This is a genomic window from Martinezella lusitana (assembly GCF_014207095.1).
Lineage (GTDB): Bacteria > Pseudomonadota > Alphaproteobacteria > Rhizobiales > Rhizobiaceae > Rhizobium > Rhizobium lusitanum_B.
In genome coordinates this window covers 125,939-138,811 of sequence record NZ_JACHBG010000008.1, presented here as the reverse complement: position 1 = coordinate 138,811, position 12,873 = coordinate 125,939, and the positions used below count along the sequence as shown (strand labels likewise).

Annotated in this window: 14 protein-coding genes; 2 read left to right on the top strand and 12 right to left on the bottom strand. The window is 59.7% G+C overall.

Annotated elements, in window-relative coordinates; genetic code table 11:
• Positions 1-51 precede the first annotated feature (51 nt).
• Positions 52-996 carry a nucleoside hydrolase gene (locus tag GGD46_RS18520; RefSeq protein WP_184706530.1) on the bottom strand — a complete coding sequence of 315 codons (945 nt, stop codon included), beginning with the start codon at positions 994-996 and terminating at the stop codon, positions 52-54.
• Between the two features lie 225 nt (positions 997-1,221).
• On the opposite strand from GGD46_RS18520, the gene GGD46_RS18515 reads away from it, so the two are divergent.
• Together GGD46_RS18515 and GGD46_RS18510 are read left to right on the top strand one after the other, a co-directional pair.
• Complete coding sequence (locus GGD46_RS18515; RefSeq protein WP_004120834.1) at positions 1,222-1,653, top strand: Hsp20 family protein; 432 nt, start codon at positions 1,222-1,224, stop codon at positions 1,651-1,653.
• A 157-nt stretch (positions 1,654-1,810) separates the two neighbouring features.
• The gene (locus GGD46_RS18510; protein ID WP_184706528.1) at positions 1,811-2,068 is read left to right on the top strand and encodes a DUF1150 family protein; all 258 of its coding nucleotides are present in this window, start codon (positions 1,811-1,813) and stop codon (positions 2,066-2,068) included.
• Positions 2,069-2,329: 261 nt separating this feature from the next.
• Here the strand turns inward: GGD46_RS18510 and GGD46_RS18505 are convergent, their stop codons facing one another.
• From GGD46_RS18505 to GGD46_RS18455, 11 genes are all read right to left on the bottom strand, one after another.
• Positions 2,330-3,031: a tRNA (guanosine(46)-N(7))-methyltransferase TrmB gene (locus GGD46_RS18505; RefSeq protein WP_184706526.1), complete on the bottom strand. Its 702-nt coding sequence runs from the start codon at positions 3,029-3,031 to the stop codon at positions 2,330-2,332.
• Positions 3,028-4,281 carry a methionine adenosyltransferase gene (gene metK / locus GGD46_RS18500; protein WP_184706524.1) on the bottom strand — a complete coding sequence of 418 codons (1,254 nt, stop codon included), beginning with the start codon at positions 4,279-4,281 and terminating at the stop codon, positions 3,028-3,030. The genes GGD46_RS18505 and metK overlap by 4 nt, the downstream gene beginning before the upstream one ends.
• Before the next feature lie 190 nt (positions 4,282-4,471).
• Positions 4,472-4,891: a helix-turn-helix domain-containing protein gene (locus tag GGD46_RS18495; RefSeq protein WP_184706522.1), complete on the bottom strand. Its 420-nt coding sequence runs from the start codon at positions 4,889-4,891 to the stop codon at positions 4,472-4,474.
• 151 nt (positions 4,892-5,042) lie between these two features.
• Entirely contained in the window at positions 5,043-6,644 is a 1,602-nt protein-coding gene (gene lnt / locus GGD46_RS18490) for an apolipoprotein N-acyltransferase (protein WP_184706520.1), read from the bottom strand.
• Positions 6,645-6,722: 78 nt separating this feature from the next.
• A complete protein-coding gene (locus GGD46_RS18485) occupies positions 6,723-7,895 on the bottom strand; it encodes a hemolysin family protein (RefSeq protein ID WP_184706518.1) in 1,173 nt (390 codons plus the stop codon).
• Positions 7,896-7,920: 25 nt separating this feature from the next.
• Positions 7,921-8,427, bottom strand: coding sequence for an rRNA maturation RNase YbeY (gene ybeY / locus GGD46_RS18480; RefSeq protein ID WP_184706516.1), 507 nt, complete (start codon positions 8,425-8,427; stop codon positions 7,921-7,923).
• 17 nt (positions 8,428-8,444) lie between these two features.
• On the bottom strand, positions 8,445-9,497 hold the full coding sequence (locus tag GGD46_RS18475; RefSeq protein ID WP_184706514.1) for a PhoH family protein: 1,053 nt from the start codon (positions 9,495-9,497) through the stop codon (positions 8,445-8,447).
• Positions 9,498-9,527: 30 nt separating this feature from the next.
• A complete protein-coding gene (miaB, locus tag GGD46_RS18470) occupies positions 9,528-10,940 on the bottom strand; it encodes a tRNA (N6-isopentenyl adenosine(37)-C2)-methylthiotransferase MiaB (protein ID WP_184706512.1) in 1,413 nt (470 codons plus the stop codon).
• A gap of 61 nt (positions 10,941-11,001) precedes the next feature.
• Positions 11,002-11,799, bottom strand: a complete 798-nt coding sequence (locus GGD46_RS18465) for a lysophospholipid acyltransferase family protein (protein ID WP_184706510.1) — start codon at positions 11,797-11,799, stop codon at positions 11,002-11,004.
• Between the two features lie 30 nt (positions 11,800-11,829).
• Complete coding sequence (locus tag GGD46_RS18460) at positions 11,830-12,258, bottom strand: Fur family transcriptional regulator (RefSeq protein WP_037152890.1); 429 nt, start codon at positions 12,256-12,258, stop codon at positions 11,830-11,832.
• 120 nt (positions 12,259-12,378) lie between these two features.
• Positions 12,379-12,873 (bottom strand): GNAT family N-acetyltransferase, encoded by a 495-nt coding sequence (locus GGD46_RS18455; RefSeq protein WP_184706508.1) that lies wholly within the window; start codon positions 12,871-12,873, stop codon positions 12,379-12,381.

Sequence of the window (12,873 nt, the reverse complement as noted above, 5' to 3'; positions counted from 1 at the left end):
ATAAGAAGGCCGCCGGAGCGATCCGGCGGCCTTCTTCATTTGCCGTGACGATCAGATGCGGGCAAAGCGTTCCGTCAGCAGCGCGAAGAAGCCATCGGCATCGACATCGCGCATGACCTTGGCGTTGCGCTTGCGGTCGGTAACATGCCACCAGTCGACCACGGTCATACCGACCGTCAGTTCGGAGGTCACTTCGATTTCGACGTTGCACTCGCGGCCCTTGAAGAGTTCCGGCTTCAAGAGGTAAGCAATGACCGTGGGGTCGTGCAGCGGGCCGCCATCCGAGCCGTATTTCTCGATATCGAAGCGCTCGAAGAACTCCAGCATTTCGACCATGGCCTTGGCCGGCGGCGTGCCGACGGCGGCCATACGGGCGACGCGATCCTTGCGGGTGAGCAGCTTATGGGTGACGTCGAGCGGCATCATGACGATCGGTACGCCCGAACGAAACACGACATCGGCCGCTTCCGGGTCGACATAGATATTGAATTCGGCGGCCGGCGTGATGTTGCCGCCTTCGAAGAAGCCGCCGCCCATCATGACGAGTTCGCGCACGCGCCCGACGATATCAGGCGCCTTCTGGAAGGCCATTGCGATATTGGTCAACGGCCCGAGCGTGCAGAGCGTGACGGCGCCTTCCGGCTCGTTGCGCAGCGTGTCGATGATGAAATCGACGGCATGGCCCGGCTGCAGTTCCATCGTCGGCTCGGACAGTTCCGGACCGTCGAGGCCGGTCTTGCCGTGCACATGTTCGGCGGTCACCAGTTTGCGCTTCAGCGGGGCGTCGGCGCCGGCAAACACCTTGACGTCGCGGCGATTGCAGAGCTCGCAGACGATGCGGGCATTGCGGCTCGTCAGCCGCAGCGGCACGTTGCCTGCGACGGTGGTAATGCCGAGAACATCGATCTCCTCGCGGCTGCCGAAGGCGAGGAAGATCGCTGCGGCATCGTCCTGACCAGGATCGGTATCGATAATGATTTTTCTGGGTTCGGTCATATCTGTAACTTTCCTCCGGTGCAGATTGAGAGGCTTTGTCGCGGGTCCGGTCCGGCTTTGTCAAGCGCTCGCATGCCGTGTCATCGAACGATTTTCGCGGATGAATCCGATCTCGCGGATGCGAAGAGATGATGCCTTGCACTGATCGCCGCGCACTCCCATATTAGGACAACCGGGTGCTGAAGATCAGGCCCGGAACAGTCGCTTGATACCAAGGACTTGACGATGAGCCGGACGACTCCCTTTGCCAGCCCGTTGCTTCTGGGCTTCGACACTATGGAAAAGACGCTGGAGCGTATTTCCAAAGCCAGCGACGGCTATCCTCCCTACAATATCGAGCGCATGCGGGCAGACCGGCTCTCCGGCGAGCCGGAGCGACTGCGTATCACGCTTGCGGTGGCCGGTTTTTCCGAAGACGAACTCGATGTGACGACAGAAGAGAATCAGCTTCTGATTCGCGGTCGCCAGATCGAACAAGGCGAGCGCGATTACCTCTATCGCGGCATTGCAGCCCGTCAGTTCCAGCGCGTCTTCGTGCTTGCCGACGGCATGCAGGTTCTCGGCGCCGTCCTGAAAAACGGCCTCCTCTCGGTCGATCTCATTCGACCGGAACCGGATCGCATAGTAAAGAAAATTAACATTTCGGTCTCACAGTAGGACAACGGCCTGGAGCCGGATGATTTCACGTCGAATCGGCCTGGAAGCAAAATCCGCTCTAGAATCAGATAACTAGAGCATGATGTCGGCTGAAAGCCACTGACACTTTTCCGCACCATGCTCTGGGCCGTTGGTTCCTCATACTGGAGGTACGAGCATGTTGATGAAAGAAGCTACCGCCCGCCTGACCCAATCCGAGCTTGCCAATATCGGCGCCGGTGAGGTTGCCTACATCAGAAAAATGGACTGGAACGAAGTATCGCGCTGCTTCCCTGAAGCACCCGATATTGATCCGGAGGTTGACCTGTGGGCGCTTTTCGGTGCCGACGGCACACCGATCTTACTGACGGACAATCGCTCCAGCACTTTCTACCGTGCTGCAGAAGATGAACTGAAGACCGTCAGCCTGCACTAAGCATATCGCGCAAAAGTGCGCGGCGGTTTTGCGAAAACGAGATGCGCAAAGCCAATAAGGCTTAAAGCGCAGGAGCCGCGTCTGAACGATTGCGACGCACTTTATCGCAGGTATCGCTCAACGGTGGCGCTCGCCGTTCGCATCGACTGCGCGGAATTTTGCCGCCCGATGCATGCGCATCATCCAGACCGCCTTGCATGGCGGTCCGAAAAGGCATGATGCGCGATCTGAGGTTTACTATCTCAGCCTGATAGCAAACTATCAGATTTTCCTGAAGGTCAGATAGGCGGACGAACGTCCTTCGCGACGGGCCTTGGCCTCATAGCGGGTGCTCGGCCAGCCCTCATAGGGGGTCAGCCAGTCGGCGGCGTTACGCGCTGTCCACTCGAAGCCGCCATGCGTTTGGCAGTGCTGCAGCGTCCAGTTGACATAGGTGTCGATATCGGAGGCAAAACAGAAGAGAGCGCCCGGCTTCAGCACGCGATGGAAGCGCGTGAGGTTGACCTGCGAGACGAAACGGCGTTTCCAGTGCTTCTTCTTCGGCCAGGGATCAGGATAAAGCAGATCGATCTGATCCAGGCAGTCATCCGGCAGCCAATCCAGAAGCTGGGTAGCGTCGTCGTTGTAAACACGAATATTGCGCGCACCGGTCTCGCCGACACGCGCAAGCAGCTTCTGCATCGAATTGACAAAGGGCTCGACGCCGATGAAACCGGTCGTCGGCTGTTCCAGTGCCCTGTGGATCAGATGCTCGCCACCGCCGAAACCGATCTCCAGGCGCAGACGCTCGGTCTGCACCGGGAAGAGATCATTCAGCGGCTGCGGCGCCGGAGCGGAGAGATCGACGATATATTGCGGCAGCAAGGCTTCCAGCGTTTCCGCCTGCTGGCCGCGCAAGGCCTTACCCTTGCGCCGCCCGAAGAATGCTTCCGTCGCCCGCGACCGGCGCTCGACGTCGATCATGCAGCTTCCTTGACCTTCACGGCTTCCTTGAGGGCCTTCACCAGATCCGTGCGCTCCCAGGAGAAAGAACCGTCACGGCCGGCCTTGCGGCCGAAATGACCATAGGCCGAGGTCTTGGCGTAGATCGGCTTGTTGAGGTCGAGGTGACGACGGATGCCGGTCGGCGAGAGGTCCATGTTCTTGCGGATAGCCGCTTCGACCTGGTCCTCAGTGACGCCCTTGCCCGTGCCGTGCAGATCGACATAGATCGACAGCGGCTGAGCGACGCCGATGGCGTAGGACAGCTGGATCGTGCAGCGGTCGGAAAGGCCGGCGGCAACGACGTTCTTTGCGAGGTAGCGGGCAGCATAGGCAGCGGAACGGTCTACCTTGGTCGTGTCCTTGCCCGAGAAAGCACCGCCGCCGTGCGGGGCTGCGCCGCCGTAGGTGTCGACGATGATCTTGCGACCGGTCAGGCCGGCGTCGCCGTCAGGACCACCGATGACGAACTTGCCCGTGGGGTTGATGTACCACTTGCAATCGGAGGCAATCTTCAGGTCGCCGAGAGCTTCAATGATGTAGGGCTCGACAACGGCGCGAACCTTCTTCGAATCCCAGCTGTCGTCCAGATGCTGGGTCGAAAGCACGATCGAGGTCACTTCGGACGGCTTGCCGTCGACGTAGCGAACCGTCACCTGGCTCTTGGCATCCGGGCCGAGCTTGGCAACTTCGCCCTCGCCCTTCTTGCGGGCGGTAGCGAGGAGCTGCAGGATCTTGTGCGAATAGTAGATCGGCGCCGGCATGAGATCGGGCGTTTCCTTGCAGGCGTAACCGAACATGATGCCCTGGTCGCCGGCACCTTCGTCACCCTGCTGGTCGGCGGCATTGTCGACGCCCTGGGCGATATCGGCGGACTGCGAGTGCAGGAGGACGTCGATACGCGCCTTCTTCCAATGGAAGCCGTCCTGTTCGTAGCCGATATCCTTGATGGCGCGACGAGCGGCGGCCTTGAACTTCGAAGGATTGATGACGTCGTTGCCGTCCTTGTCCTTCTTCATCAGGCTCGGCGGCAGACGAACTTCGCCGGCGATGACGACGCGGTTGGTGGTGGCAAGGGTCTCGCAGGCAATGCGCACGCCCCATGGGTTTACGCCGGTCTTTGCGGCCTCGCGGTAAACCAGATCGACGATTTCGTCGGAAATGCGGTCACAAACTTTATCCGGGTGACCTTCGGCAACAGACTCACTCGTAAACAGATAATTCGCGCGCATGCGGGATTCCCCTCAAAGAACAAAAATCTCTGCATTTGATATTCGCCTCCGCCTCGAAAAACAAGACGAACAAGGACATAAATATATCTTTATATCTCGGCTGAAGTGATAAAATTTTGCCGTAAACGCACAAAAGGCGGCCAAAACGACCGCCTTTCGACTTCAGCATTCCGATGCCCCCTCGAAATGCCTATTCAGCGTCCGCTTCCGCGGCAAGCGCCTTGACCAGCTCGACGACCTTGCGCCGGACCTTGCCATCGGAGATTTTCACGAAGGCACGATTAAGCTGCAACCCCTCGGAAGAGGACAGAAAATCGACGACATAGTTGGAGCTGGATGCTTCGGCCATGCCACCCGCATTGGCCGCGTGCTCACCCGGGGCATCTTCGAAGAAGAAGGAAACCGGGACATTGAGGATGCTGGAGATGTTCTGGAGACGACTAGCGCCAACGCGGTTGGTGCCCTTTTCATATTTCTGGATCTGCTGAAACGTAATTCCGAGGCTTTCGCCGAGCTTTTCCTGGCTCATGCCAAGCATCGTGCGGCGGAGGCGTATGCGGCTACCGACATGAATGTCGATGGGGTTCGGCTTCTTTTTGTTTTCAATCATCATTTTACCCTAACATAGGTTGAATTCAGGACCTGCCACCCGGTACCCTTCTCCACCCCTATAACGCCACGTTGCAGCCGACGCCCCCAAGGCCTCCAGTCTACGTTTAAAAGGCGGATAGCTAGCACTATGCAATTTTAGGGTTTTTTGGTCAATTCACCCTTGGAATAAAACCCATGCGTGAAATGGCAGCAACGAGGCCGACCAGGCCGACAATCAACCAAAAGTATGTTTTCCGGGCCTTACCGTCGACGCTCGAGACGGACGCACCACCCAGGGTAGCATCTATGAACCCTTGCTGATTATAGCCGATGCCGGAGAGTACGCGCCCCCGCGGATCGACGAAGGCTGAAATGCCCGTATTGGCACTGCGAATCAGAGGAAGCCCCTGCTCTACCGCCCTCACCCTGGCCTGCAGGAAATGTTGATAGGGACCAGGCGTATCTCCGAACCAACCGTCATTCGTAACGTTCAAAATGGCATCTGCCTGTCGAATCTCCTGAGTCATCTCATTCGGGAAAATGATCTCGTAACAGATCAGCGGGTAGAATTTGATGCCGTTGGGCATGGTCAACAGCCGCCGCTTGGTGGCGGCTGAAAACCCACCCGGCAACTCGACGACGTTCTCGATGCCGAGGTAGCTCAGAATGTGCTCGAAGGGCACATACTCGCCGAAAGGCACGAGATGGGTCTTGTCCGAGGCGTCGATGATCTGGCCGCGGCCATCGATGACGTAGATCGAATTGTAATAGCGTGGCGGGGTGCCTGGTCCCATGTCTTCGACGCGGACGGCGCCGGTGATCAGAACCTGATCGTCCTCCAACTGATCGGCGATGCGCGCGAGCGCATCCCTGTTATCGGTCAGGATGAACGGAACGGCCGTCTCCGGCCAGACGATGATATCGGGGCGCTTGCCGCCATTTGCCGGCGGCTGCACGGAGAGCGCCAGATGCTTGTCGAAGATGGCGGTGCGATCGGCATCCGTATCCATCTTCGCCTGCTGATCGATGGAAGGCTGAACGATGCGCACGACAGGTGCCGTTTTGCCGCTCACGGCCGGCGCCTCCGGCAGATGCAGCACGTAGTAACCGTAACCCACATGGGCTGTGGCAACAAGGATCGCAAGCCCGATGCCGGGGACCCGCCCTTGCCGCGTGCCGAGCAAAGCCGGCGCGGCGAAGACGAAGACGGCAAGCACGGTAACACCAAGCACGCCGATCACATGTGCGGACTGCATCATCAGCGGAATGGGCATGGCGCCATAGCCGATGGCATTCCAAGGAAAACCGGTGAAGAGGAAGCTCCGCAGCCATTCGAGAATGCCGAAACTGAAAGCGAGCGCCGCGATGCGGCCTACGCCGTCGGACCACAGTATCCGGGCAAGCACGGTCGCGGCACCGTAGAAGATTGCCAGGAAGGCCGGCAGGCCGAGAATTGCCAACGGCAGGGCCCAGGCAAACTCCTCGGCATCGATCAACAATGCATGTCCGAGCCACCAAAGACCAGCAACGAAATAACCGACGCCGAACAGCCAGCCGGTGAAGAAGGCCGGCCATAGCCGACCGAAAACGCCGCTATCAGGGCTGGCCGCGACACCGTCGAGCAGCCAAACCAGCAGCGTAAAGGAGATGAACATTGCCGCAAAGAAGCCAAACGGCGGCAAGGCCAGCACGCCGATGGCACCAGCTAGAATCGCAAGCAACGCACGTTTGAAACCCCAGACGAGGATCACCCTGCCCGAAAGCCATTCCATGCGCCAGCTCCGTCAAACTTCGAATCAACTGGCGGCAGTCTTTCAAAGAATTGACGATTTGTCCCGCCGAAGCGGCATTTATTGGCGGGCTGCGTTGCGTTCGGACGATGTTTCCTCGGCAATGGCTTCCGGTGGCAGCAAGTCACGCTCGCCCCCTGCGGCCTCGCCTTCAAGCTTGACCGTCGGGCGCCGACGCGCAGCATGGCGCTTGCGGGTGATGCGTACGCGCTTGATACGGCGCGGATCGGCATCAAGGATGTGGAACTCGAAGCCCGGCAGCGCCTGCACGACTTCGCCCCGCACCGGAATGCGGCCGAGCGCCGAGAAGATCAGGCCGCCGAGCGTGTCCACCTCGTCCACCTGCTCGCTGATGTCGAAATCCGGACCGATCGCCTCGGCGATCTCCTCCAGCTCGACACGGGCGTCGGCGACGAAAACATCTTCCGAGACACGCTTGAACATGACTTCGTCGTCATCATGCTCGTCGTCGATGTCACCAACGACCATCTCGACGATGTCCTCATGCGAGGCCAGTCCATCCGTACCGCCATATTCGTCGATGACAAGCGCCATCTGCGTGCGGTTGACCTGCATGCGGCGCAGGAGGTCGGACGCCAGCATGGATGGCGGAACGAACAGAATCTTGCGGATGATGCCGGCCTCGGCCAGCGTCTTCTGCAGATCGACGCGCGAAAGATCGAAATTCGGCTTGGCCGAGCGCGGCGCCTTTTCGGTGGCGGCACCGGTCGTGGCGGCGGCGGCCGTCTTGGCGCTGCCGGCGCGACGCTTGTTGCGGGCCTGCTTGGCGACATAGGACAGGAGGTCGCGGATATGCACCATGCCGCGCGGATCATCCAGCGTTTCGGCATAGACGGGCATACGCGAACGGCCGCTTTCCTCGAACAGGATCATCAGCTCACCGATGGTGATGTTCTGATCCACGGCTTCGATATCGGCGCGCGGCACCATGACGTCTTCGACGCGGACTTCGCGGAAGCGCAAGATGTTGTGCAACATCGCCCGCTCGTCGGGCGAAAAGGCGTCGTCATCGGCTGCGTTGGTCATCAACGCGTCGGCGAGATCCTCGCGCAGCCGCGCAGCGCCCTGCGCCGGGCGGAGGATGCGCGCTGCACGCGCCCAGAATGAAGATTGAGATCGCTTGCCGCTGCTACTACTGCCTGCCTCATCGGAGGAGGCTGCATCGGCTCCATCTTTGGCCTCGGGGGCCGGTCTTGTCGTAAAGTCGCTCATTGTTCCTGGTCAGGCAGGGTTCAAATCAAATGGGGTCTTGTCCCGCATAGGGATCAGATAGGCCAAGACTAGCCAAAATGCGAGTCTCCAGCCCCTCCATTCTTTCGGCTTCGCTATTATTCATATGGTCGTAGCCGAAGAGATGCAAGAAACCATGGACCATCAAATGGGTCAAATGGTCGTTAAAACTCTTCTCGAGATCGATCGCCTCGCGCTCAACGGTCTCCCTGGCAATAATGATATCGCCGAGCATCGGACCGGGCCTGCCGCCGGGTTCGAGCGGGAAAGCAGGGAACGAAAGAACATTTGTCGCCTTGTCCTGCGAGCGCCATTCAGCATTGATCTCGCGGATCGAGGCGTCGTCGGTGAATACCAGCGACAATTCGGGCGCCATTTTCGGAAAGGGCTGCTTTTCGTGTTTCTTCAGATAGGCTGCAGCCTCGCCCAGCACGCGCTCGGCAAGCGACTGCAACTCTTCCTCGGAGGGCCAATCGCCCTCCTCCACGCTGATCTGTATGTCGAGTTCTGCCATGAGTGTTGCGCCGCAGATCAGATCTGCGGATTGCTTTCCTCGGCTTGAGCCGCATAGGTCGAGTCATAGGCCCGAACGATGCGCGCCACCAAGGCGTGACGTACGACGTCGGTATCCTTGAAGCGGACGATGGTAATGCCTTCGACACCGTTCAGCAGATCCAGCGCCTCGACCAGGCCGGACTTGACGCCGCGCGGCAAGTCGATCTGGCTCGGATCGCCCGTTATGATCATCCGCGAATTCTCGCCGAGACGCGTCAGGAACATCTTCATCTGCATGGATGTCGTGTTCTGTGCCTCGTCGAGGATGACGGCGGCGTTGGCGAGCGTGCGACCGCGCATGAAGGCGAGCGGCGCGATCTCGATGACGCCTGCGGTGATAGCGCGCTCGACCTTGTCGCCCGGCATCATGTCGTAGAGCGCGTCATAGAGCGGACGCAGATAGGGATCGACCTTTTCCTTCATATCGCCGGGCAGGAAGCCCAGACGCTCGCCGGCTTCGACAGCCGGACGCGACAGGATGATCTTTTCCACGGCGCCGCGCTCCAGAAGCTGGGCAGCATGCGCGACGGCAAGATAGGTCTTGCCGGTACCGGCGGGACCAACGCCGAAGACCATTTCGGAGCGCTCCAGCGCCCTAATATAAGCATCCTGCGTCGGCGTACGCGCAATGATGGTCTTCTTGCGCGTCGAAATCTGCGCCATCGTCAACTTTGCTTTTCTCTCCATGGTCGGCAGCGTCAATTGGTCGTCGGCGGCAACCGCCATGCGGATTGCCCCTTCCACGTCGGAACGCTCTACATTGCCGCCTTTTTGCAGCTTGTCATAGAGGTAATCGAGCGTGCGGCGCGCCTGATTGGTGGCGAGGACGTCTCCGGTGATGACGACGGAATTGCCGCGGGCGCGAGCATCGATGCCGAGGCGTTCCTCAAGCAGCTTCAAATTCTGATCGAACTGCCCGAAAAGTTCGCTGGCGAACCGATTATTCTCGAACGTCAGGGTGAAGTGATTGGCGTCGCTCGCGGTGCGGGGCTGGCGCGATGAAGAAGAAACCAATTCCTGTCCGTTCAAGCGGTGCGGCTCCTTTGATCCGTCCGGAACCTAGAGCAATTCAGCAAAAAGGCTGTTGGTGCTGGTTCCGGTGATTCGTACGTTAATAATGTCACCGATTTGCGATGCTTTTGCATCAACATTCACAGATTGCAGCCAGGGAGAGCGTCCAATCAACTGGCCCGGCATCCGGCCCGGCTTTTCCAGAAGGATATCCACTGTTTTGCCCACGCAGGCCTCTGCAAACGCATGCTGCTGCTTCAGCAGCAATGCCTGCAATCGCTCCAAACGCTCGGTCTTGACCTCTTCGGGCACCTGATCCTTCAGCTCCGCGCCGGGCGTGCCCGGCCGCGTGGAATATTTAAACGAGAAGGCCTGTGCATAATTCACCTCCTCGATTAGCTTCAATGTATCCTCAAAATCCTGGTCTGTCTCCCCCGGGAAACCGACGATGAAGTCGCCAGAAAGTGCGATATCCGGCCGTGCAACCCGGATTTTCTCGATCAATGCCAAGTATTCCGCAGCCGTGTGCCGGCGGTTCATCGCCTTCAGGATCCGGTCCGAACCGGCCTGAACCGGCAGGTGCAGATAGGGCATCAGCGTGCGCAGATCGCGGTGCGCGCCGATCAGGCGATCATCCATGTCGCGGGGGTGACTGGTGGTGTAACGCAGGCGGGCAAGACCGGGGATCTCGGCCAGGCGATAGAGCAAGTCACCCAAGCTCCAGGCTTCGCCGGTGGGGCCTGCACCGTGCCAGGCGTTGACATTCTGGCCGAGCAGCGTGATTTCGCGCACTCCGCCATCCACAAGTTTTTGCGCCTCCTCGACGATCTGAGAGACCGGACGGGAGACTTCGGAGCCGCGCGTATAGGGCACAACACAGAAAGTGCAGAACTTGTCGCACCCTTCCTGCACCGTCAGGAAGGCGGTGACACCGCGGGCGCGGATCTTTGCCTTCTCGGCGATCGGCAGATGCTCGAACTTGTCCTCGATCGCATATTCGGTATCGACGACGCGCTGGCCTTCCTTGGCGCGGCGAAGCGCGTCCGGCAGGCGATGATAGGTCTGCGGGCCGATGACGACATCGACGGCCGGCGCGCGGCGAAGAATCTCCTCGCCCTCGGCCTGCGCCACGCAGCCGGTGACGCCGATCATCATCTCGCGGCCGTCCGCAGCCTTGCGCTTCTTCATCTCGCGCAGGCGACCGAGCGCGGAATAGACTTTTTCGGCCGCCTTCTCGCGGATGTGACAGGTGTTCAAAAGGACGAGATCGGCCTCTTCCATGTCCTCGGTCGGCTCATAGCCGTCGCGGGAGAGCGCATCGCTCATCCGCGTGGAATCATAGACGTTCATCTGGCAGCCGTAGGTCTTGATGAAAACCTTGCGGCTGTTGGAGCCATCGCGGGTGCCGAGCTGCAAAGCGTCGGTCGCCGGGGCATCGAGGGTCAGGCTGTCCTTGGTCATGGGCCGCTATGTAGTGGCTTTTGCCTTCGGAGAAAATGGAAAAGTTGGAATCACCTGGAAATCAAGCGATCTCGCGGCCGAGCAGGCGGCTGGCGAGCAAATTGCGGATGCGCCGCGCGATGGTGGCGCTGACTTCCTTGCGGTTGGTGCCAGCGCGATAATCGACAGCTTCGCCAAAGCAGACGTCGACATCGATGGCGCCGCACTGGACGATACCCTTCAGATGCGGCACGAGCTCGATATCGCCAGGCCATGCCGTCAGCGGGCGATAATAGCGGCCCATGGGCGTGCCATGAACCCGGGTATAGGCGACAGCAACGGGCTGAACATGCACAACGGCATCCGGCGCTTTCGGCAGGGCCGCAGCGGCGGCACCAAACAGCGAGGATTTGACCTCGAGCAGCCGATTGCCGTCGGAGGTCGTTCCCTCAGGAAACAACACCATGATTTCGCCATCGGCCATGCGGTCGGCGATCTCGTTCACCTGCTCGCCCGTCTTGCGTTTCTGCTCGCGCTCGACGAAGACGCTCTTCTGCCATTGTGCAAACTGGCCGAAGATCGGCCAATCCCGCACTTCCGATTTGGCGATGAAGGAGACGTCGGCCACTGCCGAGAGCACGAGAATATCGAGCCAGGACGAATGGTTGGAGGCCAACATCAATGGCCGGCTCGTCTCCATCTTGCCGACGACATGAATGCGTACGCCAAGCCAATAGCAGACAATGCGGTGCCAGTAGCGCGGCAGATAGCGCCGGAGCTTCCAGTCAAAGCGCAGGCAAAGGATCTGCAGAGGCAGCATCACGGCGCTGACGGCGCAGATGACCACGGCAGCACAGCCGATGCGCAGCCAGGTCATCAAATCATTCGCTCCTGCATGAAAGGCTTCACGTCAAGCTTCGTCCTTCTTCAGCGGGATGCCGTAAAGCTCCAGCCGGTGGTCGACGAGTTTGAAGCCGTGTTCGCGGGCGATGCGCTCCTGCAGCGCTTCGATCTCCGGCGAGTGAAATTCGATCACCTCGCCGCTTTTCAAGTCGATCAGATGGTCGTGATGCTCTTCCGGTACGGTTTCGTAGCGTGAGCGCCCGTCGCGGAAATCATGGCGGGCAAGAAGGCCGGCATCCTCGAACAGTTTAACCGTGCGGTACACGGTGGAGATCGAGATTTTCGCATCCACCTGCACGGAGCGTCTATAGAGCTCCTCGACGTCGGGATGGTCCTCGGAGCTCTCGATGATGCGCGCGATGATCCGGCGCTGCTCCGTCATGCGCATACCGCGCTCGGCGCAAAGCTCCTCAAGGGATTTTACGGCATCATCCATCAATTACTGTCTTCGGCCTATTGCACTGTGACAACGGATAGCGCGCCGGATTGCCGCCCTATCTGCTTGTTTTGCCGCATTTGTGCGACGCCAAGTGATGCCACCTGGCTGCAAAATGCTCTAGCGAAGAACGCGGCTCATGACAAGCGCCGTCGATTTCGCGCCATTATCGCCGACATAGTAGGCCTTGCGTTCGCCAACCGTCTCGAAACCAAGCTTGCGGTAAAGGCCGAGCGCCGGCTGGTTGCCACCGTCGACCTCGAGGAACATGGTTTCGCCGCCACGATTGCGAGCCTCGCGAAGCGCCGCCTGCATCAACCGCCATCCGAGACCGGCGCGTCCGAGCTTGGCATTGACGGCGATCGTCAGGATTTCGCCCTCGCCCGCCACATGCCGTGCGAGCACGAAGCCCGGGAGCGCTTTCTTCAGGATGGCATTGGTCTGGCGGGCAACGAAGCCGAAGGTGGTCTCCTGTGAGAGGAGATCCTGAAACTCGGACTCGTCCCAGACCCGCGGAAAACGTTCGCCATGCAGGAGCGCCACTTCGGCGCAATCCTTCAAGTCCATCGGGATGATTTCGTATTCGGCTTTGAGGGTCAGATAGGATTCGAGCAT

What these genes read in the sequence shown, in the direction of transcription:
- GGD46_RS18520 (WP_184706530.1), bottom strand. Translation starts at nt 996, where the DNA reads ATGACCGAACCCAGAAAAATCATTATCGATACCGATCCTGGTCAGGAC.
- GGD46_RS18515 (WP_004120834.1), top strand. Translation starts at nt 1,222, where the DNA reads ATGAGCCGGACGACTCCCTTTGCCAGCCCGTTGCTTCTGGGCTTCGAC.
- GGD46_RS18510 (WP_184706528.1), top strand. Translation starts at nt 1,811, where the DNA reads ATGTTGATGAAAGAAGCTACCGCCCGCCTGACCCAATCCGAGCTTGCC.
- GGD46_RS18505 (WP_184706526.1), bottom strand. Translation starts at nt 3,031, where the DNA reads ATGATCGACGTCGAGCGCCGGTCGCGGGCGACGGAAGCATTCTTCGGG.
- metK (WP_184706524.1), bottom strand. Translation starts at nt 4,281, where the DNA reads ATGCGCGCGAATTATCTGTTTACGAGTGAGTCTGTTGCCGAAGGTCAC.
- GGD46_RS18495 (WP_184706522.1), bottom strand. Translation starts at nt 4,891, where the DNA reads ATGATTGAAAACAAAAAGAAGCCGAACCCCATCGACATTCATGTCGGT.
- lnt (WP_184706520.1), bottom strand. Translation starts at nt 6,644, where the DNA reads ATGGAATGGCTTTCGGGCAGGGTGATCCTCGTCTGGGGTTTCAAACGT.
- GGD46_RS18485 (WP_184706518.1), bottom strand. Translation starts at nt 7,895, where the DNA reads ATGAGCGACTTTACGACAAGACCGGCCCCCGAGGCCAAAGATGGAGCC.
- ybeY (WP_184706516.1), bottom strand. Translation starts at nt 8,427, where the DNA reads ATGGCAGAACTCGACATACAGATCAGCGTGGAGGAGGGCGATTGGCCC.
- miaB (WP_184706512.1), bottom strand. Translation starts at nt 10,940, where the DNA reads ATGACCAAGGACAGCCTGACCCTCGATGCCCCGGCGACCGACGCTTTG.
- GGD46_RS18460 (WP_037152890.1), bottom strand. Translation starts at nt 12,258, where the DNA reads ATGGATGATGCCGTAAAATCCCTTGAGGAGCTTTGCGCCGAGCGCGGT.
- GGD46_RS18455 (WP_184706508.1), bottom strand. Translation starts at nt 12,873, where the DNA reads ATGCTCGAATCCTATCTGACCCTCAAAGCCGAATACGAAATCATCCCG.